A 24,732-nucleotide genomic window follows, 5' to 3' on the forward strand; every position below is an offset into this window, starting at 1 on the left:
TGGTGCGAGGTTGCCCGCTCCGTGCGGCGCTGCAAGCGCGCACCGAGCGGCCAACCTCGCACGTTGCGGCGCAGCACGCACGGTGCGACGCCGGAACGGAGCACGCACGGGGCGCGGCCGCACCCACAATCTCGCACCGTGCGGTGGACCTGCCCACCCACCGGACGGGAGGCCCGGGTCCAGCCCGCACCGCGCCTCCCGTCCGCCGTTTTCCACAGATCACGGCGCGCACCACCCGGAAGCGCAGGTGCGATGCCAGGATGGCCACATGGCGGTCAGTGTGCGAGAGGTGGCAGCGCTCGCCGGCGTGTCCCTGGGGACGGTGTCGAACGTCCTGAACCGCCCTGACAAGGTGGCCCCGACCACTGTCGACCGAGTGCAGTCCGCCATCGCCGCGCTCGGGTTCGTCCGCAACGACTCCGCACGCCAGCTCCGGGCCGGCCGCAGCTCCACCGTCGGCCTGATCGTGCTCGACGGCGGCAACCCGTTCTTCACCGACGTCGCGCGCGGTGCAGAAGACGCCGCGATGGACAAGGGCCTGGCCGTCCTGATCGGCAACTCCGACGAGTCCACCGACCGCGAGCGCACCTACGTCGACCTGTTCGAGGAACGCCGCGTCGCCGGCCTGCTCATCTCCCCCGCCGGTGACGACCTGTCCCGCCTCGCCCGCCTGCGTGACCAGGGCACCGCCGTCGTGCTCGTCGACCGCCGCGCCGACGACGAGCACTTCGCCTCGGTGTCGGTGGACGACGTCGCGGGCGGTCGCATCGCGGTCGAGCACCTCGCGGCCATCGGGCGGACGCGCATCGCGTTCGTCGGCGGCCCGTCCAGCATCCGCCAGGTTGCCGACCGGCACGCCGGCGCACTGTCGGCGGCCCGGGCAGCTGGTATCGAGCTCGAGGTCCTGCCGACCGCGTCACTGTCGGTGCTCGAAGGGCGTCGCATCGGCGAAGAACTCCAGGCACGCGCCCGCGCCGAACGGCCGGACGCGGTGTTCGCGGCGAACGACCTGCTCGCGGTCGGCCTCGAACAGGCGTTCATCATGCGCGGCACGATCGCGGTGCCGGACGAGATCGCGATCGTGGGCTACGACGACATCGCCTTCGCCGAGGCAGCCGTCGTCCCGTTGACCTCGGTGCGCCAGCCTGCACAGGACCTCGGGCGCCAGGCGATCGAGCTGTTGACGAAGCAGGTCGAGCTCGGGCAGGGCATCGACCTCGAGCACGTCGAGTTCACGCCGGAGCTGGTGGTCCGGCAGTCCTCCGTCGCCGACGCGTAGCCGACCGCCTCGCGTCTGCCCACCAGCCTGCCCGGCTCTGCGGCACGGATCGGCCGCCGCTGCGGCCTACGATCGGAGCATGGTGCATGTCCCCCGGCGCGACGGCCCGCCGAGCGTGCACCACGTCGCAGCTCGCGCCGGCGTCTCGCTGGCGACGGTCTCGAACGTCCTGAACCACCCCGAGCGGGTCGCCGAGCCCACGGCCGCACGCGTGCACGACGCGATCGCCGAACTCGGGTACACGCCGAACCGCAACGCCCGGGCACTGGTGTCCGGCAGCACCCGGGCGATCGGTCTCGTGGTCGCCTCGCTCCGCAACTCGCTGTTCACCGACGTGGTCAGCGGCGCGCACACGACCGCCCGCGAACGCCGGCGAACCCTGCTCGTCGCCAGCAGCGAGAACGACCTCGAGGCGCAGGGCGAACACCTCGCGTTCCTCGAGAGCACCCGGGTGTCCGGCATCCTGCTGGCCTCGATGACGGAGTCCCGCGCACAGGTCGAGGCGGCGAAGCAGCACGGCCTGCCCGTCGTCTACGTCAACTACGAACCGACCGAGGTGGACGCCTGCTCGGTGGTCGTCGACAACGAGCAGGCCGGGTACGTGGCCGCGCAGCACCTCATCGAGCAGGGCTGCCGACGCATCGGCTTCGTGAGCGCCCGGCCCGACCTGCAGCCGGTGGCCCGTCGCCGCGCGGGGCTCCTCCGCGCGATCGCGGAACACCCCGGAGTCGAACTCGTCGACGTCGACGCCGGTGACATCGACCCGCCCGGCGGCACCGACGCCGGCGCGCGGATCGCCGCGATGCCGGTCGCCGAACGGCCCGACGGCGTCCTGGGCGTCACGGACCTGCTCGCGATGGCGGTCGTCTCCGAGCTCCGAGCCGCCGGCATCCGCGTGCCCGAGGACATCCCGGTGTCGGGGTGCGACCACAACTCGGTGGCGTGGGGCGGCGCGGTGCCGTTGACCTCGGTCACCATGCACGGCGAGGAGATGGGCGCCACCGCCGTGGCCCTGCTGCTCGAGGAACTCTCCGACCCGATGCACGTCCACCGCACCGTGGTGCTCGGCAGCGAGCTCGTCCCCCGCGAGAGCACGCTCGGCCGCGCCGGTGCAGCGGCCGCGCGGGCCACGGCGCCGAGCGACCCGCGCCGCACCGAGGCCTGAGCGCCCGAAAGCGACAGTCCTGCGGCACGGGACGCCGTCTGGTCCGGCAAAGCGACAGATCCACGCGAACAGTTCGCGGCACACTGTCGCTTTCGCGGGTGGGGTGGAGGCAGGGCGGGCGAAGCAGGGCGGGTGGGGCGAGGCGGGACCGCGCGCACCAGGCATGCGCGTTCCCGTAACGAAATCGGCACAGCGATTGACACGCTTCAATCCACGTGGTTCCATCCTGATTGAAACGTTCTAAACAGCAGCAACCGGAGCCCACGACGACGCGGGATCCGGGTCCGTTTCACCCGGGGTACCCCGCCCCGGGCCTTACGAGGAGGTAAGGAATGTCAGCTCGTTCCCTGACCACGAGGACGCTCACCAAGCGCGCCGTCGTCAAACGGCTCGTCGCCATCGGCGGCGCCACGGTCCTGATCGGCGGGCTCGCGGCGTGTTCGTCCGGCGGTTCCGCCGACGAAGGCGGCGGCAAGGTGCAGATCACCTACCAGGCCGACAACTCACCCGCGACCGCAGCCACCGCGAAGCCGCTCATCGAGGCGTTCGAGAAGGCCAACCCCGACATCACGGTCAAGTTCGACACCCGCCCGCAGGGCACCGACGGCGACAACCTGGTGAAGACCCAGCTGTCGACCGGCGAGATGGCCGACGTCTTCAACTACAACTCCGGTTCGCTCATGCAGGCCCTCAACCCGGACAACACCCTGGTGGACCTGTCCGACGAGAGCTGGACGAAGGACGTCGACGAGCAGTTCACCAAGGTCGTCAGCACCGACAAGGGCGTCTACGGCGCTCCCTTCGGCACGAGCTTCGGCGGCGGCGTCATGTACAACAAGAAGGTCTACGCCGACCTCGGACTCAGCGTCCCCACCACGTGGGACGAGTTCATCAGCAACAGCGAGAAGATCAAGGACGCCGGCAAGGTCGCCCCGATCATCCAGACGTACGGCGACACCTGGACCAGCCAGCTGTTCGTGCTCGGCGACTTCGCCAACATCACGGCGCAGGACAAGGACTGGGCGGAGAACTACACCGCGAACAAGGAGTCCTACGCCAAGGACCCCGCACTCGCCGGCTTCGACCACCTCGCCGAGGGCAAGGACAAGGACCTCTACAACGAGGACTACGCCTCGGCCACGCAGGCGAACGGCCTGAAGATGCTCGCCGACGGCACCGGAGCGCAGTACCCGATGCTGACGAACGCGATCTCGACCCTGCAGCAGGACAGCCCCGACGCGGTCGCGGACATCGGAGCGTTCGCGCTGCCGGCCGAGGACGCCGACGACACGAACCTGACCATTTGGGAGCCGAACGGCCTGTACATCCCGAAGACCACCGAGGGCGACGAACTCGCCGCCGCGAAGAAGTTCATCGCCTTCGCGAACTCGGCCGACGGCTGCAAGGTGCAGAACGACACCGGAACGCCCGGTGGCCCGTACGTCATCTCGACCTGCTCGCTGCCGGACGACGTGCCCCCGATGATCGACGACCTGCAGAAGTACCTGGACGACGGCAAGGCGAGCCCGGCGCTCGAGTTCCTGTCCCCGATCAAGGGCCCGAACCTCGAGAAGATCTGCGTGCAGGTCGGCTCCGGCATCACCAACGCGGCCAAGGGTGCTGACCAGTACGACGACGACGTCGTCCAGCAGGCCCAGCAGCTCGGCATCAAGGGCTGGTGACACGGTGACCGCGACACTCACGACGGCACTCGAGCCGGCGAAGACCCGAGCGGGTTCCGGCGGGACCGGTCCCGCGCGCAAGCGGATGCGCTCGTTCTACCCCGCGTGGTTCTTCATCCCCGCGATCGCGCTGTACGTCGTGTTCTTCGCGGTCCCCACCTTCGCCGGGTTCTACTTCTCCCTCACCCGCTGGACGCTGTTCGACCAGACCTTCATCGGTTTCGACAACTTCGTCCGGTTCTTCCAGGACCCGCAGCTCGTCTCCGGGTTCGTGCACACGTTCCAGTACGGCTTCGTGACGAGCGCGGCGAAGGTGGTCATCGGACTCGCCCTCGCCCTGCTCCTCACGTCGCCCGTGCTGGGGCGCGGCTACCTGCGGGCGGTCGTGTTCTTCCCGGTGCTCGTGTCGACGATCGGCATCGGCATCACGTTCAAGGCGCTGATGGACCCGTTCCACGGGATCATCAACGGCGTCCTCGGCTCGGTCGGCCTCCCCACTCCGGGGTGGCTGACCGACCCGGCCCTCGCCCTGTGGAGCGTCGCCGCGGTGGACGTCTGGAAGGGCGTCGGCATCGCGACGCTCATCTTCATCGCCGGCATCGTGGCGATCCCGCAGGAGTACTTCGAGGCCGCACGGGTCGACGGCGCGAGCGCGTGGTCGATCTTCCGGAACATCACCCTGCCGCTGTCGCGTCCCGCGATGGGCACCGTCATCATCCTGTCGCTGATCGGCGGGCTGCGGTCCTTCGACCTGATCTGGGCGATGACCGGCGGTGGGCCAGGGTTCACCAGTGACGTCATCGCGAGCGTCATCTACAAGCAGTACCAGGCCGGGTTCTACGGCCTGTCCACCGCCGGCAACGTGGTCCTGTTCGTGGTCGTGACAGCGATCATGGTCCCGATCTCGTGGCTCCTGAACCGCAAGGAGGCGGACCTGTGACCGCCGTCACCAGCCCCCGCCGGACCGCCGGCCGTGCGCCGACGCCGGCGAGCCGGAACCGCCACCCCGGCCGGACCCGCCGGTGGATCATCGGCTCGATCGCCATCGTCGTCAGCTTCGTGGTGTTCCTGGTGCCGTTCGTCTTCGTCCTGCTGCAGGCCATGAAGAACCCGGCCGAGGCGAACCAGCTCGGCTTCAGCCTGCCGACCGAGTGGCAGCTCTGGCAGAACCTGCAGGCCGTGTTCGGGTCCGGTGACGGCGTGATCGTCCGCGCGTTCCTGAACAGTGCGGTCCTGACCGTGGGCAGCGTGATCGTGATGGTCGTGTTCTCCGCGATGGTCGGGTACGTGCTGCAGCGTCGTCCGAGCAAGTGGAACGGCGTGATCAACTTCTTCGTCCTGGCGGGCCTCATCGTCCCGCCCGCGATCGTCCCGACGATCTGGGTGCTGCAGGGGCTCAACCTGTTCAAGACCATGGGCGGGATGATCCTCATCGAGGCGACGTTCGGCCTGTCGTTCTGCATCCTGCTCTTCCGGGCGTTCGTGGCGACGATCCCGAAGGAGCTCGACGAGGCAGCCGTCCTCGACGGCGCCGGACCGATCCGTCTGTTCTTCGGCGTCGTGCTGCCGCTGCTCAAGCCGGTCATCATCACGGTCGTGCTCGTGCAGTCCGTCACGGTGTTCAACGACTTCACGAACCCGCTGTACTTCCTGCCGGGTTCCGAGAACGCCACGGTGCAGCAGACGCTCTACTCGTTCCAGAGCCAGTCGGTCAGCCAGCTCAACCTGCTGTTCACCGACGTCCTGCTCATCACGATCCCGCCGCTCATCCTCTACATCTTCTTCAACCGACAGATCGTCGCCGGCATGACCAGCGGCGCCGTCAAGGGCTGACGCCCGACCCCGGCCTGGAGGCGCGGCTCGCCTCCTCCGGTCGTCCCACCTCGACGGGACGGCCGGGCCCACGACCCCCGCACCGGTCGACGACGACCGGTCGCGTGAAAGGACACACCACATGACCGCCTGGACAGCACCGTTCATCACGAGCGACGCCGACCTCGGGAGCGCACCGATCCTGCGCCGTGAGTTCACCCTCGACGACGGCCACGGCGCCGTCACGAGCGCGACCCTCGACGTCAGCGCCCTCGGCGTCGTCGAGGCGTGGCTTGGTGGCGAACGCGTCTCCGACCACCTGCTCGAACCGGGGTGGACGAGCTACGAGTGGCGCATCCGCGTCGTCTCGCACGACGTCACGGCGCACCTGACCGAGACGCCCGCGGGCAGTGCCGCCGTGCTGGCACTCGTGCTCGGCAAGGGCTGGGCCGCCGGTCGGCTCGCCTGGGGTGGCGGCGGCGGCTGGTACGCCGACGAGCCCGCCGGGTTCGCCGAGCTCCGCATCACCTTCGCCGACGGCCACGAACAGCTCGTCGCCACCGACACGGACTGGCAGGCCCTGTCCAGCGCGATCACCGCCGATCAGCTGTACGACGGTGAGGACATCGACGCCCGGCTCCGCGACGGCTCCTTCCTGACGCCCGGCGAGGTCACCACACCGAGCGTCGACGGCCACGAGGGACGCATCAGCGCCGTGCGCACCGTCGACATCGGCGAGCGCGAACTCGTCGCCGACACCGTGCCGCCGGTCCGACCCCTCGCCGAGATCGCCCCCGTCGAGGTGTGGACGAGCCCGTCCGGCGCGACGCTGATCGACTTCGGCGTGAACCTGGTCGGCTGGCTCCGCGTGGTCGCCTCTGGGCCCGCGGGCAGGGTGCTGACCCTGAAGCACGCCGAGGTGCTCGAACACGACGAGCTCGGCACCCGCCCGCTGCGCACCGCGAAGGCGACGGACCACTTCACCCTGAGCGGCGGTGAGGACCGCTTCGAGCCCCGCTTCACCTTCCACGGCTTCCGGTACGCCCAGGTCGACGGCTGGACCGGCACGCTCGACGAACTCCGCGCGGCCGTCACCGCGGTGCAGGTCGGCTCCGACCTGACCCGGACGGGCACCTTCGAGTCCAGCCACGAGCTGCTCAACACGTTCCACGACAACGTCATCCGGGGCATGCAGGGCAACTTCCTGAGCGTCCCGACCGACTGCCCGCAGCGTGACGAGCGCCTCGGCTGGACGGGCGACATCGCGGCGTTCGCGCCGACGGCGTCCTACCTGTTCGACACCCGCGCGTTCCTGGGCGACTGGCTCCGCGACGTGTGGCTCGAGCAGCAGCACGCCGACGGTGTCATCCCGTTCGTGGTGCCGGACGTGCTCAAGTACTCCCCCGCCGAGGACTTCGGCACCCCCGACGCCACCGCCATCTGGTCGGACGCCGGCGTCTGGGTGCCGTGGACCCTGTACCAGGCCTACGGCGACACCGCGGTGCTCGAGGAGCAGCTCGACTCGATGACGGCGCACCTCCGCCGCATCAAGGGCCACCTGTCACCCGAGGGCCTGTGGGACACCGTCTTCCAGTTCGGCGACTGGCTCGACCCGGACGCCCCGCCGGAGGACGCCGCCAAGGCGAAGGCCGACCCGGGCGTCGTCGCGACGGCGTGCGCGTACCGCAGCGCGACCCTGGTGGCGCAGGCGGCGCGGTTGACGGGCCACGAGGCGGAGGCGACGGAAGCCGAGGAGCTCGCCACGGGCCTCCAGGCCGCGTTCCGTCAGCACTACGTGACCGACGGCCGCATCCGGAGCGACTGCACCACCGTCTACGCGCTCGCGATCGTGTTCGGCATCCTCGACGAGGACGACGAGCGCCGTGCGGGCGACCGCCTGGCGGAGCTGGCCGAGCAGTCCGGGTACCGGATCTCGACGGGCTTCGCGGGTACGCCGTTCATCACCGACGCGCTGACGCAGACCGGACACCTCGACGACGCGTACCGGCTGCTTCTGCAGACGGAGTGCCCGTCGTGGCTGTACCCGGTGACGATGGGTGCGACGACGGTCTGGGAGCGTTGGGACTCGATGCTGCCGGACGGCACCATCAACCCGGGTGAGATGACCTCGTTCAACCACTACGCACTCGGTGCCGTGGCGGACTGGATGCACCGGGTGGTGGGCGGTCTGTCGGCGCTCGAACCGGGGTACGCCTCCGTGCTCATCGCACCGCAGCCGGGCGGTGGCCTGACGTGGGCTTCGACGTCGCTCGACTCCGTGCACGGGCACATCGCGGTGCGGTGGGAGCTCGTCGACGGCGAGCTGCTCGTCCGTGCACAGGTGCCGGAGGGCGTCACTGCGGTCGTGCGCCTGCCGGGTGCTGCGGAGCAGCGGCTCGGCGCTGGCTCGCACGAGCTGCGCGCGCCGGCTGCGGTCCCCGCGGCGTAGCGCGGGGAGCGGACGGTGGGCTGGTCACGGTGGGTGCGCGGGACGCCTGACGGCGCTCGCCCGGCGTCGCGCCCCCGGGCGGTCTTCGCGCCCCGACTCTTCGGGGCGCGAAGACCGCAACGGGGCGCGCAGCCCGCGCCCGTCCCGCGCCCCCGTGCGCGCATCGCGCCCGCGCCCGTCCCGCATCGCGCCCCCGTGCGGTCATCGCGCCCCGACTCTCCGGGGCGCGATGACCGCAACGGGGCGCGCGACGCAACACACCCCACACGGTTGCGGCAGACCGCCGCGACCCGTACTGTATGAAACGATTCAATCGCACACGAGGAAGTGACACGATGACATCGACCCCGACCTTCACCGGCATCGCCGACCAGCTCGCACGACAGCAGATCGAGCTGCCCAGCTGGGCCTTCGGCAACTCCGGGACCCGCTTCAAGGTGTTCAGCACGCCCGGCACCCCGCGCGACCCGTACGAGAAGATCGCCGACGCCGCCCAGGTGCACAAGTACACGGGCCTCGCACCGACCGTGGCCCTGCACATCCCGTGGGACCTCGTCGACGACTTCAGCGACCTCAAGCGGCACGCCGAAGAGCACGGGGTGTCGCTCGGCACCGTGAACTCGAACACGTTCCAGGACGACGACTACAAGTTCGGCGCCCTGACCCACGTCGACGAGACGATCCGGCAGAAGGCGATCGACCACCACCTGCGCTGCATCGACGTGATGGACGCCACCGGCAGCCGCGACCTGAAGATCTGGCTCGCCGAGGGCTCGAACTACCCCGGGCAGGAGGACATGCGCTCCCGCCAGGACCGCCTGCACGAGTCGCTCAGCACGATCTACGACCGCCTCGGTGCCGACCAGCGCCTGGTGCTCGAGTACAAGTTCTTCGAGCCGTCGTTCTACCACACCGACGTGCCGGACTGGGGCACGAGCTACGTGCAGACGTCCGCGCTCGGCGACAAGGCGATGGTCTGCCTCGACACCGGCCACCACGCCCCCGGCACGAACATCGAGTTCATCGTGATGCAGCTCCTGCGCCTCGGCAAGCTCGGCAGCTTCGACTTCAACTCGCGGTTCTACGCCGACGACGACCTGATCGTGGGCGCAGCGGACCCGTTCCAGCTGTTCCGCATCCTGGTCGAGGTCATCCGCGGCGGCGGCTACGACAACCACGACGTCGCGTTCATGCTCGACCAGTGCCACAACATCGAGGACAAGATCCCCGGTCAGATCCGCTCCGTGCTCAACGTGCAGGAGATGACGGCCCGGGCACTGCTCCTCGACCGCGTGGCCCTGACCGCAGCGCAGGAGGCCCACGACGTCCTCGGCGCGAACGAGGTCTTCATGGACGCGTACCAGACCGACGTCCGGGCGGACCTCGCCGCGTGGCGCGAATCCCGCGGTCTGCCGGCGAACCCGATGCGCGCGTACCTGGACTCCGGGTACCAGCAGTCGATCGCCGAGGACCGCGTCGGTGGCGTCCAGGCCGGCTGGGGCGCGTAGACAGATGACGATCAACGACCTGGAGGCTCGGGTGGACCCCGCAACGCACGGCACCGACGCAGACACCACGATCAGTGCGCTCATCGCGCGCTCGAACGCGCTCGGCTCGGATCCGCGGATCACGAACTACGCCGGCGGGAACACCTCGGCGAAGGGCACCGACACCGACCCGGTCACGGGCGAGCCGGTGGAGCTGCTCTGGGTGAAGGGCTCCGGGGGCGACCTCGGCACCCTCACCCCGGCGGGCCTCGCGGTCCTGCGCGTCGACCGCGTCCGTGCCCTCCAGGACATGTACGCATCAGAAACAGGCCCGGGAGTGGAGCGCGAGGACGAGATGGTCGCCGCGTTCGACTACACGCTGCACGGCAAGGGCGGTGCCGCCCCGTCCATCGACACGGCGATGCACGCCCTGGTCGACGCCGCGCACGTCGACCACCTGCACCCGGACGCCGGCATCGCCATCGCGACGGCGGCGGACGGACCAGCCCTGACGTCGACGATCTTCGGCGACACGGTGGTGTGGGTGCCGTGGCGCCGACCCGGGTTCCAGCTCGGGCTCGACATCGCCGCGATCAAGCGGGACAACCCCCAGGCGATCGGCACGATCCTCGGCGGCCACGGGATCACGGCTTGGGGCGAGACGAGCGAGGAGGCCGAGGCGAACTCGCGCTGGATCATCGACACCGCCGAGCAGTTCATCGCGGAGCACGGGAAGGCCGACCCGTTCGGCGGATCCCGAGCAGGCTTCGAGGCGCTGCCGACCGAGGAACGCCACGCACGCGCCGCCGCCCTCGCACCGACGATCCGCGGCATCGCCGGGCACGACAAGCCGGTGGTGGGGCACTTCACCGACAGCGATGTCGTGCTCGAGTTCCTGGCGTCGTCGCGCGCCGAGGAGCTCGCCGCGCTCGGCACGAGCTGCCCCGACCACTTCCTGCGCACCAAGGTGAAGCCCCTCATCCTCGACCTGCCCGCCACCGCGAGCGTCGACGAGCAGACCGCCCGCCTGCACGAACTCCACGAGCAGTACCGCGCGGACTACCAGGCCTACTACGACCGCCACGCGAACCCGGACTCCCCCGCGATCCGCGGCGCCGACCCCCTCATCGTGCTGGTGCCCGGCGTCGGGATGTTCTCCTACGGCAAGGACGCCCAGACCGCCCGCGTCGCCGGGGAGTTCTACGTCAACGCGATCAACGTCATGCGCGGCGCCGAGTCGCTGAGCACCTACGCCCCCATCGACGAGGCCGAGAAGTTCCGCATCGAGTACTGGGCCCTCGAAGAGGCGAAGCTGCAGCGGATGCCGGCCCCCAAGAAGCTCGCCACCCGCATCGCCCTGGTCACCGGAGCCGCGAGCGGCATCGGCAAGGCGATCGCGAAGCGCCTGGCCGCCGAGGGTGCCGCGGTCGTCATCGCCGACCTCGACCTCACGAAGGCGCAAGACGCTGCGGCCGAGATCGGGAACACGGACAGGGCCATCGGCGTCGCGGCGAACGTGACGTCCGCAGCGGAGATCGAGCAGGCCATCCAAGAGACGCTGCTGCACTTCGGCGGCCTCGACCTCGTCGTCAACAACGCCGGACTGTCGCTCAGCAAGAGCCTGCTCGAGACCACCGAACAGGACTGGGACCTGCAGCACGACGTCATGGCGAAGGGGTCGTTCCTGGTGTCCAAGGCGGCAGCGAAGGTCCTCATCGAGCAGGGCCTCGGCGGCGACATCGTCTACATCTCGTCGAAGAACTCGGTGTTCGCCGGTCCGAACAACATCGCGTACTCGGCGACGAAGGCCGACCAGGCGCACCAGGTCCGGTTGTTGGCGGCGGAGCTCGGCGAGCACGGTGTCCGCGTCAACGGGATCAACCCCGACGGCGTCGTCCGTGGCTCGGGGATCTTCGCGAGCGGCTGGGGAGCGAACCGCGCGAAGACCTACGGCATCGAGGAGCAGGACCTCGGCGCGTTCTACGCCCAGCGCACCATCCTCAAGCGCGAGGTCGTCCCGGAGAACGTCGCGAACGCCGTCTACGCCATCTGCACCGACGACTTCTCGCACACGACCGGGTTGCACGTGCCCGTCGACGCGGGTGTCGCCGCCGCGTTCCTGCGCTGATGAACGACAAGAGGTAAGAGCATGTCCACCAGCGGCACCGTCGCCGCCGTCGACCTCGGGGCCACCAGCGGCCGCGTGATCCTCGGGCACGTCGACACCGACGGCGTCCGGATGGAGCACGTCGCCCGGTTCCCGAACGGCCCCGTGACCCTGCACGAGCACGACCGCGAGGCCCTGCACTGGGACGTCGTCGAGCTCCACCGACAGGTGACCGACGGCCTCCGTCAGGCGTTCGCCACGCACCCGGCGATCGTCAGCATCGGCATCGACTCGTGGGCGGTCGACTACGGCCTGCTGCGCGACGGTCGGCTGCTCGGGCTGCCGTACCACTACCGCGACGAGCGGCACGAGGGCGGCGTCGACCGCGTGCACCGACGGATGGACGCGGCCGAGCTGTACGCCCGGAACGGTCTGCAGCACCTGCCCTTCAACACGGTGTTCCAGTTCGCTGCCGACCCGTCCCTGCAGCTCGCGCAGCGGGCGTTGCTCGTCCCCGACCTGCTCGGCTACTGGCTCACCGGTGTCGAGGCGGCCGAGCGCACGAACGCGTCGACGACCGGGGTCCTGAACGCGACGACCCGCGGGTGGGACCCGGCGTTGCGGGCTGCTGCGGGCCTCCCGGCCGGCCTCCTGCCCACCCTGCGTGACCCGGGCGACCGACTCGGGCCCCTGCTGCCGTCCGTCGCCGACGCCGTCGGCGGGCAGGCACCCGTCACGCTCGTCGGCTCGCACGACACGGCCTCCGCCGTCGTCGCGGTCCCCGCGACCGAACCGGACTTCGCGTACATCTCCTCCGGCACCTGGTCACTCGTCGGCGTCGAGCTCGACGCACCCGTCCTGTCGGACGCGGCGCGCGACGCGAACTGCACCAACGAGGGCGGGGTCGACGGCCGCGTCCGGTTCCTGAAGAACGTGTCCGGACTGTGGTTGCTCTCCGAGAGCGTCCGCACCTGGGAACGTGACGGCGCGAGCATCGACCTGGAGGCCCTGCTCGCCTCCGCCGCGGCCGTCACGGCCCCGGTCCCCGTCTTCGACCCCGCTGACGAGTCGTTCACGGCGCCCGGCGACATGCCCGCGCGCATCGCCGCCTGGTGCGGCGACCACGGGCTGAGCGCGCCCGCGTCGCGGGCCGAGTTCGTGCGCTCGATCCTCGAGTCACTGGCCGGCGCGTACGCGGAGACACTTGCGACGATCAGCACCATCACGGGGAAAGACGTCCGACAGGTGCACATCGTCGGCGGCGGATCGCAGAACCGACTGCTCTGCCAGCTGACGGCCGACCGCACCGGGCTGCCCGTCCTGGCCGGGCCCGTCGAGGCGACGGCACTCGGCAACATCCTGGTGCAGGCGCGGGCAGCCGGACTCGGCGGCCTGCGCGGCGCATCGCTCGAGGCCCTGCGCGCGACGATCGCGCGCACCGTCGAGCCCGTCCGGTACACCCCGCGTTCCTCCGACGCTTCCCTCCGCCAATCCACCTCGAGACGTAGGATGTCTGTATGACCTCGACCGACGACCAGCACCGCGTCGACCCCGCCACGGGCGCACCGGCAGCCACCCCGGGCACACCGTCGGCCCGGCGGACCCCGATCAAGCGGCAGCTGCCGACCGTGCGTGACCTCGCGCCGCTCATGCAGTTCAAGAAGCCTTCGCTGCCCGGTCGGCGTCAGCGCCTCGAACAGGCCCTGACGATCTGGGACCTGCGCGACATCGCCGCCCGCCGCACGCCGAAGGCCGCGTTCGACTACACCGAGGGCGCCGCCGAGGCCGAGATCTCGCTCGCGCGCGCCCGCCAGGCGTTCGAGGACATCGAGTTCACACCCGCGATCCTGCGCGACGTGTCGTCCGTGGACACCTCGCGCTCGGTGCTGGGTGCGCCGGTCGCGTACCCGTTCGGCATCGCCCCCACCGGGTTCACGCGCATGATGCAGACCGAGGGCGAACGTGCCGGTGCTCGGGCAGCCGGACGCGCGGGCATCCCGTTCTCGCTCTCCACCATGGGCACCACGGCCATCGAGGACGTCCGCGGCGCCAACCCGAACGGCCGCAACTGGTTCCAGCTGTACATGTGGAAGGACCGCGAGAAGTCGATGGCGCTGGTCTCCCGCGCCGAGAAGGCCGGGTTCGACACGCTGCTCGTCACCGTGGACGTGCCCGTCGCCGGCGCGCGCCTGCGGGACAAGCGCAACGGCTTCTCGATCCCGCCGCAGCTGAGCGCCCGGACCGTACTGAACGCCATCCCGCGACCGTGGTGGTGGTTCGACTTCCTGACCACCGAGCCGCTGGCGTTCGCGTCGCTCGACCGGTGGTCCGGCACCGTCGGGGAGCTCCTCGACCACATGTTCGACCCGACCGTCACCTACGAGGACCTCGCCTGGATCCGCGACCAGTGGAAGGGCAAGGTCGTCGTCAAGGGCGTGCAGTCCCTGGCCGACGCCCGTCGTCTGGCGGACATGGGCGTCGACGGGATCACGCTGTCGAACCACGGCGGACGCCAGCTCGACCGGGCACCCGTGCCGTTCCACCTGCTGCCCTCCGTGGTGAAGGAGGTCGGCATGGACACCGAGGTGCACCTCGACACCGGCATCATGTCCGGCGCGGACATCGTCGCCGCCGTGGCGCTCGGTGCGAAGTTCACCATGGTCGCTCGCGCGTACCTGTACGGGCTGATGGCGGGCGGCGAGGCCGGTGTCGACCGGATGATCCAGATCCTGTCGGAGCAGATCGAGCGCACGATGCGGCTGCTCGGGGTCACGTCGCTCGACGAGCTCGAGCCCGGTCACGTGACGCAGCTGCAGCGCTTGCAGCCGGTGCCGCGCGGCTGAGGCGGCGGGCGCGGGCTGCCCGCCGTTCACCGCGCGTTCGGGTGCCGATTCGGGCGATTACCCCCGAACGGGGCACAAATGATGCAAGATGTCCGTGGACGCGTCACCGAACCCCTCGGCATCCTGCCCCCTGGCGCGCCGTCCCCTCCCCGCATCCTGCGCCCGAGCACCCCGAGGAGCCCGACATCTCGACCCGAAGCACGTGCACGCCCATGCGCGGCACGACCCCCGCGACCACCACGCCCATCACCTCCACCACCGAACGGCACACCCGATGAGCCGCCGTCGCGCGATCCTGGCGGCAGCGACCGCCGGTTGCCTGGCACTCGGAGTCCCCACCGCCTCCGCCGCCTCCGCTGACAGCTGGTGGGGCTGGGGCGGACACCGCCACGGGCAGCACGCCCCGGTGACCCCCACGCCCACCCCCTCGGACACTGCGACCCCGGCCCCGTCAGACGACGAGGAGTCGGACGCGACGCCGACGGAGACGCCCGCGCCGACCGCCGAGGCCGCGCCGATCAAGGACACCACCCCGACCGCGGAACCCGAGGCGGCTGCGCCCACCGACGACGCCGAAGCCGCGGAGTCGGACGCCGACGACGCGGCCGAACCGCAGGACGAGGTCGCCGACACCTCCGCTGCGCCGGCCGCCTCGTTCGTCGAGGACTTCACCACCGACGCCGTCACCGGCCTCGTCTCGCGGCTCTACCCGCAGTCGTGGCAGCCCTACCCCGACGGCACCTCCGGCATCTACGCGCCGAGCAAGACCGTCTCGGTGCACGACGGCGTGATGGACGTCGCCCTCGGCACCGGAGCGGGGGCGGCCGGCACGTTCGGCTCCTCCGCCGGAGCCTGGGACCACGTCGGCGGCTCGTTCTCCGTCCGCGCCAAGGCAACCGGTGGCGACGGCAACGGCGCGGCGTTCATGCTGTGGCCGACGTCGGGCACCTGGTCCGACGGCGAGATCGACTTCCCCGAGGGCAACTTCGAGGACAGCCCCTCGGCCTTCCACCACTCGATGACCCCGGGCAAGGAAGCCGACCGCGTCCAGATCGGCACGGGCGTCTCATGGCGCGACTGGCACACCTACACGGTGGACTGGGTGCCCGGAGAGTCGGTCACCTACAGCGTCGACGGCAAGGTCCTCGACACGATCACGCACGACGTACCGACGACCCCGCACCGCTTCATGTTCCAGGTCGGCAACTGGGGCGACCAGGGCAACCTGCTCATCGACTGGGTCTCCACCACGGAGTGAGCGTTCGGCCCACTGAGTGAGCAGAAGACGTCGGTTTCCCACCAGGGACCCGACGTCTTCTGCTCACTGGATCAGGCTCGCGACGTCAGCGCACGGTCCAGGTTCCGCGCAGGGTGGTCAGCAGGTGGTCGATGTTCCGCAGTGCCCGTCGGGTCTCCCAGACGGAGTACGCGCACATCCCCACGAACAGCACCAGGATCGCCCACCAGAACGGACTGACCGTCAGAGCTGCCCAGACCGAGAAGGCCGCGAAGACGACGACCATGATCGGCACGATGACCCGGTTGTTCCGGTACCGCTTGCGGGTCGACTCGAGCTCGCGGGTCCACACGACGTGGTCGACGTCGTCCGGCAGGTCTCCGGAGCGCACCGCTCGCTGGATCGCGGCAGCACCCTCGGTGCCACCCGCTCGGCGGCGACGGTAGGCGATGAGGAAGCCGAAGAACACCGTCATCAAGACGGCGTAGAAGAGCGATCCGATCGCGCGGGCGGCCAGACCGGCACCGTCGGGGTTCGAAGCCAGACCGATGGCGAAGTACAGTCCGCCGACCAGGACGAACACGATGGGCAGCAGTGCCGGCAGCGGGAGTCGTCGAAAGCGGTCCACGGTGTCTCCTCGTCGAATGTTCGAGTGGTCCTCGGTTCCTCCACCATGCCGACGGTGCCCGGGAGTCGGCTGAGCCTTCCCGCTCGAGTAATAGTTAGGTTAGCCTTACCTACGTGGCACGGACGAACATGCAGGCGACCCGCACGAAGCCGGAACGCGTCGAGCTCCTCACCCTGCACGTCGTGCGGACCGAACGGATCTCGCCGTCCTTCATCCGCGTGGTGTTCGGCGACGACGACCTGAGCCGATTCACCCACATGGGCTACGACCAGTGGTTCCGTCTGTTCCTGCCGGTGGACGGCGGTGACCTCGCGCGGGCCCCGCAGAAGCTCGACACGGTGAGCTACCTGAGGTTCCTGACGGTGGCGAAGGCGAGCCGACCGATCCTCCGCAGCTACACCGTGCGGAGCCTCCGGCGACTGCACCAGGGCGACGAGCTCGACGTCGACTTCGTGGTGCACGGCACTGGTGACGACCACGCACCGACCGGGCCGACCGCGGCTGGGTGGGCACTCGGCGCACAGCCCGGCGACGTGGCCGGGCTCATCGACGAGGGCATCGGCTTCGACCGGGACGCCCTCGGTCGTCCGATCGTGATCGTCGCGGACGAGAGCGCCCTGCCCGCTGCAGCCGGGATCCTCGAGTCGCTCCCCCGTTCGACCAAGGGCACCGCGATCCTCGAGGTCCCGACGGACGCCGACGTGCGGACCATCGATGCGCCGACCGGCATCGACGTGACGTGGATCACCCGCGAACCCGGTCGACGTCCCGGAGCCGCGGCGCTCGACGCGGTCACCCGATCGTCGGTGAGCCCCGACCACGCTGCCTGGGTCGCCGGCGAGCAGTCCCTCGCCGGCGGAGCACGACGGCACTGGGTCGGCGCGGGCATCCCGAAGGAGCGGATCGCCTTCACCGGGTACTGGCGCGCGGGCCGGTCCGGCTGACTGCGTTCGGGCACCTCCGGCAACTTCGTGAGCAGGAATGGTCGAGTGCCGATTCCCGACCCGACCATTTCTGCTCACGAAGCACGGCACACGGCGCACGGCCACCAGCGCCGCACGCCTAGGGTGGGCGGGTGATGGGTGACGAGGGGCGAGCACGGGCGGCACTCGCGACCGTCGCAGCGAACGGGTGGGGCGACGCCGAGCCTCCCGTCGAACCCGGCGGCACGACCACCCCGCGGCACGCCGCCGTCCTGATGCTCTTCGGCACGCTCGACCGCACCCCCAGCGACCGCCCGGCCGTCGCCGCCGACGTCCAACGCGACCTCGACGTCCTGCTGCTCGCGCGTGCCACGACCCTGCGCGCGCACCCGGGCGAGGTCGCGTTCCCCGGTGGACGGATCGACCCGGGCGATGCCGACGCCGTCGCCGCAGCCCTCCGCGAAGCACACGAGGAGACCGGGCTCGACCCGACGGGCGTCGAGGTCCTCGGCACGCTGCCCGCGGTGCCGCTGGCGTTCTCGAACCACCTGGTGCGCCCGGTGCTGGGGTGGTGGCGCGAGCCGTCCCCGATCCGGGTCGTCGACGAGCGCGAGTCGGCCGCGGTGTTCCGGGTCCCCGTGGCGGACCTGCTCGACCCGGCGAACCGCGGGGTCACGGTGATCCGACGCGGTGGTCAGGAGTGGCGCGGGCCGGGCTTCACCGTCGATGCGGAGCACAGCGACCACGACGACGGCGACCACCACGACGACCACCTGGTGTGGGGGTTCACCGCGATGCTGCTGGATGCGTTGTTCGACCGGCTCGGGTGGACCGAGGACTGGGATCGGGAGCGGGAACTGCCGCTCGATCGTCGACACTGATCCGGTCGGCACCGCCCAGCGGGAACGACAGCGGGTCGGCACGGACCGCGTCTACCGCGTGGGCGACTGCCCCGATGACGACGACGTCACCGCCGAGCGTCGACGCCACCAGGTCGGGCACGGGGTCGAAGTGCCAACCGTCGAGCAGGGCACGAGCCCGGTCGATGACGGCGACCGCCGGCTGGGCGATCGCACCGGCGACGACCACGCGGTCGATGTCGAGCAGGCTGGCGAGCAGGACGCAGACGCGGGCCAGTCGGTCGCCGAGGCGGTCGACGATCGCCAGCGCCACGGTGTCGCCGTCCTGCGCCGCGCGGAACACGGCGGAGGCACCGGCGTCCACCGCGAGCGGACTGCCCGGCCGGACCTCGCCCGCAGCGACGGCCTCGGCGACCAGCGTCCGCGCCGTCGCGCCGATGCCGTCCGACGACCCGACCCCCTGGACGATGTCGAGCACGCGCATCTCCCCCGCGCCGCCGTGGGCACCGCGGAGCAGCACACCGTCGACCACGAGGCCGCTGCCGAACCGCTCGCCGGAGAGCAGTGCGGCGAACGAGGCGTCCCCCGATGACGGCCGCTCGGCGAGCGCGGCGAGGTTCGCGTCGTTCTCGACGACGACGCGGCCGTGCGGGACGGCGCCGGCGAAGCCCGGGTTCATCCGGTCCCAGAAGCCGCCGTCGCCCGGCGATGCCCCGCCGGCGTCGACCGGCGCGGGGATGCCGACGACGGTGACCAGGACGCGGGAGCGGTCGGCTCCGGCCGCGGCGAGCGCGTCGTCCACGGTGTCGGCGAGGACTGCGAGCCGGACGGGGACCTCGAGTCCCGACTCACCGAGTGCCCCTTCGGCGCGCCCGAGCACGGTGCCGCGCAGGTCGGCGACGATGGCGGTGACCCGGTGCTGTCCGGCGTCCACGCCGACGACGACCCCGGCGGCGGTGTCGAGTTCGTAGCGACGGGCAGGCCGGCCGATCCGGTACTCCCCGGCGGCACGGGCGTCATCGAGCTCGTGGAGCCAGCCGAGCCGGACGAGTTCCTCGCACGCGGCCAGCACGGTCGAGCGGGTCAGGCCGGTGGCGTCGATGGCTTCGGTCGCGGTGAAGGCGCCAGCGTCGAAGGCGTGCGCGAGCAGTGTCTCGGCGCTCGTTCGACGGGGTGGCGGCATGCCGCGACCTTATCGCGCAACGAGTTCCTTGCGTAATTAGATTTTGTCGCTAGATTTAGTCTCGCGGTCGGCATCGGAGCCGATCGCAGGACGGAACGGCAGGGCTGCCGGGTCCGGACGGACGGAGACGACGTGCAACCACACGCCACGACCAGGACGGCGGCATCGGTGAGCCGACGCTCGTTCCTGCTCGGAGCCGGCGGCATCGGAGCGGGCCTCGCGCTCGCCGGGTGCGCCCCGATCGGGTCCTCGAGCGCCAAGCCGGAGACCATCACGTTCTACGTCTCGAAGCCCGAGGTCATCGGGTACTTCGACGGCGTCATCGCGCAGTTCCACGACAGCCAGTCGAAGGTGCGGGTCGTCCGCGACTCGACCTCGAGCATGTCCGCGAACTTCGTCCGGAACCGGCCGCCGGACCTCGGCTGCTGGAACTACAACTTCTCGGTCGTGCCGTTCGTCGAGCACGGAGCCCTGACGGACCTCTCCGACCTGTCGCAGGCCGACACGATCAACCCGGACCTGTGGCCGCTCATGCAGCAGACCGCCGACTACCCGGGTCGCAAGAGCGCGCTGCCGTACTCGGTGACTGCCGCCTCGGTGATCTACAACAAGGCACTGTTCGCCGAGCAGGGACTCGAGGTACCCACCACCTGGAGCGAGTTCGCCGATCTCTGCGGGCGCCTGCAGCAGGCCGGCATCGCCCCGATCTACGGGACGTTCAAGGACAACTGGACGATCGCGCAGGGCATGTTCGACTACACGGTCGGCGGTGCGATCGACACCCCGAAGACGTTCGACGCACTGCGACGCGAGGGCACGAGCGTCGGCAAGGACTCGTCGGTGTCGTTCGAGAAGGACCTGCGGACGCCGATGGAACGCATGACCCAGCTGCGCGCATGGCACCAGGACGGTGCCGCCAGCCGCGGGTACGGCGACGGCAACCTCGCGTTCGCACAGGGCAAGGCCGCGATGTACCTGCAGGGGCCGTGGGCGCTCGGCGAGATCGCCAAGACGAACAAGGACATGGACCTCGGCACGTTCCCGCTGCCCGTCACCGACGACGCCGCGGACAACAAGGTGCGGGTGAACGTCGACCTGGCGCTCTGGATCCCGGAGGCGTCCCGCAAGCAGGAGGCCGCCCGCGAGTTCCTGACGTTCCTGATGCAGTCGAAGGTCAACGACAAGTACAACGCCGACAACAACGGCTTCGGTGTCCGCAAGGACGCTCCCCCGGCGTCGAACCCGGCGCTGACCGGCATGCAGTCGTACTACGACGACGCCGCCTTCTACCTCGGTGCGTCGCAGCTCATCCCCGCCGAGATCCCGGTCGCGAACTACGCGCAGTCGATCGCCTTCGGAGGCGATCCGCAGCGCCAGCTCCGCACCCTCGACGCCGACTGGGCGCGTCTCGCGCTCCGCACGGCCGCGTAAGGAGACGTCCCATGGCAACCACGACCACCGAAGCCATCACGACGGCGGACCGCCGCCGACGTGGCGGAGCCGCCCCGGGCCTCCCGTCCGTCACCCACAAGCGGAAGCGGATCGAACCGCTCTTCCTCGCCTTCCTGCTCCCCACCCTGCTGCTCTTCACGCTCGCCATCACGCTGCCGGCCGTGATGGGCATCGTGCTCAGCTTCACGAACTCCGTCGGCTTCGGTGAGTTCCGCTTCATCGGGCTCACGAACTACGTCGCGGTGTTCTCCGACCCCGCGATCCTGCAGGCGTACCTGTTCACCCTCGGGTTCTCGCTCGTCACCGTGATCGTCGTCAACGCGATCGCGTTCCTGCTCGCCATCGCGCTGACGTCGAAGATCCGCGGCAAGATCGCCCTCCGCGCGGTGTTCGTGCTGCCGATGGTCATCTCGGGCATCGTCATCGCGTACGTGTTCTCGTTCCTGTTCGCGAACAGCCTGCCGGCCCTGGCCAGTGCGATCGGCTTCGGTCCGCTCGAGCAGAGCATCCTGGCGAACCCCGACCTGGCGTGGGTCGCCATCGTGATCGTCACCGCGTGGCAGGCGATCCCGTCGACGCTCCTCATCTACATCGCCGGGGTGCTGTCCATCCCCGGCGAGGTCTACGAGGCAGCTGCCCTCGACGGCGCGAGCGCGTGGCGGCAGCTGATCTCGATCACCGCACCGCTGACGGCCGGCTACATCCTGATCAACCTGGTGATCGGGTTCAAGAACTTCCTGAACTCGTACGACATCATCGTCGGCCTGACCGACGGTGGCCCCGGCACCTCGACCACGAGCGTCGCGATGTCGATCTTCAAGGGCTTCAACGGCGGCGACTACGCCTACCAGATGGCCAACGCCACGATCTTCTTCATCATCGCGGTCGTCATCGCCGTGATCCAGCTGCGGGCGACCCGCGGGAAGGCAGCGCTCTGATGACCATCCAGACACCCCTCCGTCCGGGGACGACGAAGACGGGCAGCATCAGATCGGTCGACGCCGACCGGACCGCCGGCCGCCGCGGCGGCAACGCCAACTGGCCCGTCACCGTCGTCCTCGTGCTCTGCGCGCTCTCGATCCTGGTGCCGCTCTACGTCACCCTGACGATGGCGTTCAAGACGACCGGCCAGGCCGTCGACGGCAACGCGTTCTCGCTGCCGGCTCCGTTCAGCGTCGACGGCTTCGTGCAGGCGTGGGAGCTCACCGACTTCCCGCGGGCGTTCGGCGTCTCGGTGCTCGTCGCCGCGATCACCGTCGTCGGCACGATCCTGCTCGCGTCGTTCACGGCGTTCGCGATCGCCCGGAACTGGGACCGTCGGCTGTTCCGCTGGTCGTTCTTCTACCTGCTCGCCGCGATGTTCCTGCCGTTCCCGGTGCTCGCGCTGTCGCAGGTGAAGCTCACCGGCCTCGCGCACCTGGACAACCCGTTCGGCGTCGCGCTGCTGCACGTCATGTTCCAGCTGTCGTTCAGCGTGCTGCTCTTCACCGCGTTCCTGCGGTCGATCCCGGCCGAGCTCGAGGAGAGCGCCCGCATCGACGGCGCGAGCACCGGTCAGGTGTTCTGGCGGCTCGTGTTCCCGCTGCTGGCACCGATGAGCGCCACCGTCGGCATCTTCGCGTTCCTGGCGTCGTGGAACGACTTCGTGATGCCGTCGCTGATCACCTCGGACCCGGCGTTGCAGACCCTGCCGGTGCTGCAGCAGATGTTCCAGACCCAGTTCAGCAACAACTACAACGTGTCGTTCGCCTCGTACCTGATGGCGATGGCCCCGGCGATCATCGTCTACCTCGTCACCCAGCGATGGGTGATGGCCGGTGTGACCCAGGGCGCCATCAAGTGAGCAAGACGACCGACCCGGCCGGTACGACCGAACCGACCGACACCGCCACGAACATCGAAAGGCCCGTCGTGACCGACACCCTCGCCCAGCCCGCCACCACCAGCGCCGACGAGACCTGGTGGCGCCAGGCGAGCGTCTACCAGATCTACCCCCGCTCCTTCGCGGACGCGAACGGCGACGGCATCGGCGACCTGCCCGGCATCACCGAACGCGTGCCGTACCTGGCGTCGCTCGGTGTCGAGGCCGTCTGGCTCAGCCCGTTCTACCCGTCCGCCCTCGCCGACGGCGGCTACGACGTCGACGACTACCGCGACGTCGACCCGAAGCTCGGCACGCTCGACGACTTCGACCGGATGGTCGAGGCGCTGCACGCCGCCGGCATCCGGGTGATCGTCGACGTGGTGCCGAACCACACGAGCGACCGGCACGAGTGGTTCCGCGAGGCGCTCGCCGCGCCGAAGGGCTCCCCCGCCCGCGACCGGTACGTCTTCCGCGACGGCACCGGGCCGTCCGGCGAACAGGCTCCGGCCGACTGGATCTCGATCTTCGGCGGCCCGGCCTGGACCGCGGTCGGCGACGGCCAGTGGTACCTGCACTCCTTCGCCAAGGAGCAGCCCGACCTGAACTGGGCGAACCGCGAGGTCCGCGACGACTTCCTGCACACCCTGCGCTTCTGGTCGGACCGCGGCGTCGACGGCTTCCGCATCGACGTCGCCCACGGGCTCGCGAAGGACCTGCCCTCCGGCGCCCTGCCGACCTGGGCGGAGCTCGCCGAGATCCCGAAGGACGGCTCGCACCCGCTGTGGGACCGCGATGACGTGCACGAGATCTACGCCGAGTGGCGGACCGTGTTCAACGAGTACACCCCCGCCCGCACCGCGGTCGCCGAGGCCTGGGTCGCCGCCGACCGCCGCGCCCGGTACGCCAGCGCCGACGGTCTGGGGCAGGCGTTCAACTTCGACCTGCTCGAGGCCGACTTCGACGCCGGTTCGTTCAAGGAGATCATCGAGTTCAACCTCGGCCTGGCCGAGCAGTCCGGCTCGTCGACCACGTGGGTGTTCTCGAACCACGACGTCGTCCGGCACGCCACCCGCTACGCGCTGCCTGCGCGGAACGGCTCCCCCGACAAGCAGGGCGGCAAGTGGCTGCTCGCCGGTGGGTCGCAGGACGCGCTGGACCGCTCGCTCGGGCTGCGCCGCGCGCAGGCGGCGACCCTGCTCGAGCTCGCACTGCCCGGCTCCGCCTACCTGTACCAGGGCGAGGAGCTCGGTCTGCACGAGGTCGGCGACATCCCCGACGCCGACCGCCAGGACCCCGCGTTCTTCCGCAACCCGGGCGTCGACGTCGGCCGCGACGGCTGCCGTGTCCCGATCCCGTGGACCCGGTCCGGCCCGTCGTTCGGCTTCGGCTCCGGCTCCGCGCACCTGCCGCAGCCGGCGTGGTTCGCGGACGCGAGCGTCGAGGCCGAGGACACCGACCCCGACTCGACCCTGAGCCTGTACCGGAAGGCCCTCGGGCTGCGCGGCCAGCTGCAGTCCGAGGAGCACCTGGAGTGGCTCGAGACCGGCCGCGACGACGTGCTCGCGTTCCGACGCCCGAACGGCTGGACGAGCGTGACGGTGTTCGGTGACGAGCCCTACGAACTCCCCGCCGGCGAGCTGCTGCTCGCCTCGGCACCGGTGGCAGACGGTGCTCTCACGGGCGTGGGGACGGCCTGGTTGCGTTCCTGACGCAGGGTGCGCGTCGTGGACGCGACCAGGTGACGGACGGGAGGCACGGTGC

At 70.3% G+C, this 24,732-nt stretch carries 19 protein-coding genes; 17 read left to right on the plus strand and 2 right to left on the minus strand.

Annotated elements, in window-relative coordinates; all coding sequences use genetic code 11:
• Positions 1–268: 268 nt before the first annotated feature.
• The 11 genes from EDF48_RS09050 to EDF48_RS09100 all read left to right on the plus strand — a co-directional run bounded on the left by EDF48_RS09050 (position 269) and on the right by EDF48_RS09100 (position 16,082).
• The gene (locus tag EDF48_RS09050) at positions 269–1,279 is read left to right on the plus strand and encodes a LacI family DNA-binding transcriptional regulator (protein ID WP_123938523.1); all 1,011 of its coding nucleotides are present in this window, start codon (positions 269–271) and stop codon (positions 1,277–1,279) included.
• 79 nt (positions 1,280–1,358) lie between these two features.
• Positions 1,359–2,444, plus strand: a complete 1,086-nt coding sequence (locus tag EDF48_RS09055; protein WP_123338735.1) for a LacI family DNA-binding transcriptional regulator — start codon at positions 1,359–1,361, stop codon at positions 2,442–2,444.
• A 332-nt stretch (positions 2,445–2,776) separates the two neighbouring features.
• Positions 2,777–4,126: an ABC transporter substrate-binding protein gene (locus EDF48_RS09060; RefSeq protein WP_123938521.1), complete on the plus strand. Its 1,350-nt coding sequence runs from the start codon at positions 2,777–2,779 to the stop codon at positions 4,124–4,126.
• A 4-nt stretch (positions 4,127–4,130) separates the two neighbouring features.
• On the plus strand, positions 4,131–5,066 hold the full coding sequence (locus tag EDF48_RS09065) for a sugar ABC transporter permease (protein ID WP_243649937.1): 936 nt from the start codon (positions 4,131–4,133) through the stop codon (positions 5,064–5,066).
• Between the two features lie 86 nt (positions 5,067–5,152).
• The gene (locus EDF48_RS09070; protein WP_235036067.1) at positions 5,153–5,959 is read left to right on the plus strand and encodes a carbohydrate ABC transporter permease; all 807 of its coding nucleotides are present in this window, start codon (positions 5,153–5,155) and stop codon (positions 5,957–5,959) included.
• A gap of 121 nt (positions 5,960–6,080) precedes the next feature.
• Positions 6,081–8,387, plus strand: coding sequence for an alpha-L-rhamnosidase (locus tag EDF48_RS09075; protein WP_131879477.1), 2,307 nt, complete (start codon positions 6,081–6,083; stop codon positions 8,385–8,387).
• A gap of 335 nt (positions 8,388–8,722) precedes the next feature.
• Positions 8,723–9,895 (plus strand): L-rhamnose isomerase, encoded by a 1,173-nt coding sequence (gene rhaI / locus EDF48_RS09080; RefSeq protein ID WP_131879479.1) that lies wholly within the window; start codon positions 8,723–8,725, stop codon positions 9,893–9,895.
• 4 nt (positions 9,896–9,899) lie between these two features.
• Positions 9,900–12,002 (plus strand): bifunctional aldolase/short-chain dehydrogenase, encoded by a 2,103-nt coding sequence (locus tag EDF48_RS09085; protein WP_131879481.1) that lies wholly within the window; start codon positions 9,900–9,902, stop codon positions 12,000–12,002.
• Positions 12,003–12,023: 21 nt separating this feature from the next.
• The gene (locus tag EDF48_RS09090; protein WP_131879483.1) at positions 12,024–13,502 is read left to right on the plus strand and encodes a rhamnulokinase family protein; all 1,479 of its coding nucleotides are present in this window, start codon (positions 12,024–12,026) and stop codon (positions 13,500–13,502) included.
• A gap of 128 nt (positions 13,503–13,630) precedes the next feature.
• Positions 13,631–14,824 carry an alpha-hydroxy-acid oxidizing protein gene (locus EDF48_RS09095; RefSeq protein ID WP_131879591.1) on the plus strand — a complete coding sequence of 398 codons (1,194 nt, stop codon included), beginning with the start codon at positions 13,631–13,633 and terminating at the stop codon, positions 14,822–14,824.
• Between the two features lie 274 nt (positions 14,825–15,098).
• A complete protein-coding gene (locus EDF48_RS09100; RefSeq protein WP_131879485.1) occupies positions 15,099–16,082 on the plus strand; it encodes a glycoside hydrolase family 16 protein in 984 nt (327 codons plus the stop codon).
• Between the two features lie 85 nt (positions 16,083–16,167).
• Here the strand turns inward: EDF48_RS09100 and EDF48_RS09105 are convergent, their stop codons facing one another.
• Positions 16,168–16,689, minus strand: a complete 522-nt coding sequence (locus EDF48_RS09105) for a hypothetical protein (RefSeq protein WP_131879487.1) — start codon at positions 16,687–16,689, stop codon at positions 16,168–16,170.
• A gap of 113 nt (positions 16,690–16,802) precedes the next feature.
• Here EDF48_RS09105 and EDF48_RS09110 point away from each other — a divergent pair, with 113 nt between their 5' ends.
• Positions 16,803–17,633, plus strand: a complete 831-nt coding sequence (locus EDF48_RS09110; protein ID WP_243698071.1) for a siderophore-interacting protein — start codon at positions 16,803–16,805, stop codon at positions 17,631–17,633.
• 134 nt (positions 17,634–17,767) lie between these two features.
• Positions 17,768–18,493, plus strand: a complete 726-nt coding sequence (locus tag EDF48_RS09115) for a CoA pyrophosphatase (protein ID WP_131879489.1) — start codon at positions 17,768–17,770, stop codon at positions 18,491–18,493.
• On the opposite strand, the gene EDF48_RS09120 is transcribed toward EDF48_RS09115, so the two are convergent.
• Positions 18,399–19,655, minus strand: a complete 1,257-nt coding sequence (locus tag EDF48_RS09120; RefSeq protein WP_131879491.1) for an ROK family protein — start codon at positions 19,653–19,655, stop codon at positions 18,399–18,401. The genes EDF48_RS09115 and EDF48_RS09120 overlap by 95 nt on opposite strands.
• Before the next feature lie 168 nt (positions 19,656–19,823).
• Between EDF48_RS09120 and EDF48_RS09125 the strand changes: the two genes are divergently transcribed.
• The 4 genes from EDF48_RS09125 (at position 19,824) to EDF48_RS09140 (ending at position 24,680) form a co-directional block, all read left to right on the plus strand.
• Positions 19,824–21,086, plus strand: a complete 1,263-nt coding sequence (locus tag EDF48_RS09125; protein WP_243698072.1) for an extracellular solute-binding protein — start codon at positions 19,824–19,826, stop codon at positions 21,084–21,086.
• 11 nt (positions 21,087–21,097) lie between these two features.
• Positions 21,098–22,045, plus strand: coding sequence for a sugar ABC transporter permease (locus EDF48_RS09130; RefSeq protein WP_123291962.1), 948 nt, complete (start codon positions 21,098–21,100; stop codon positions 22,043–22,045).
• A complete protein-coding gene (locus EDF48_RS09135; RefSeq protein ID WP_123291961.1) occupies positions 22,045–22,950 on the plus strand; it encodes a carbohydrate ABC transporter permease in 906 nt (301 codons plus the stop codon). Before EDF48_RS09130 ends, EDF48_RS09135 begins: the two co-directional genes overlap by 1 nt.
• 68 nt (positions 22,951–23,018) lie before the next feature.
• Positions 23,019–24,680, plus strand: a complete 1,662-nt coding sequence (locus EDF48_RS09140) for a glycoside hydrolase family 13 protein (RefSeq protein WP_131879595.1) — start codon at positions 23,019–23,021, stop codon at positions 24,678–24,680.
• The last annotated feature ends 52 nt before the right edge of the window (positions 24,681–24,732 follow it).

The organism is Curtobacterium sp. PhB191 (assembly GCF_004346515.1).
Taxonomy (GTDB): Bacteria; Actinomycetota; Actinomycetes; order Actinomycetales; family Microbacteriaceae; genus Curtobacterium.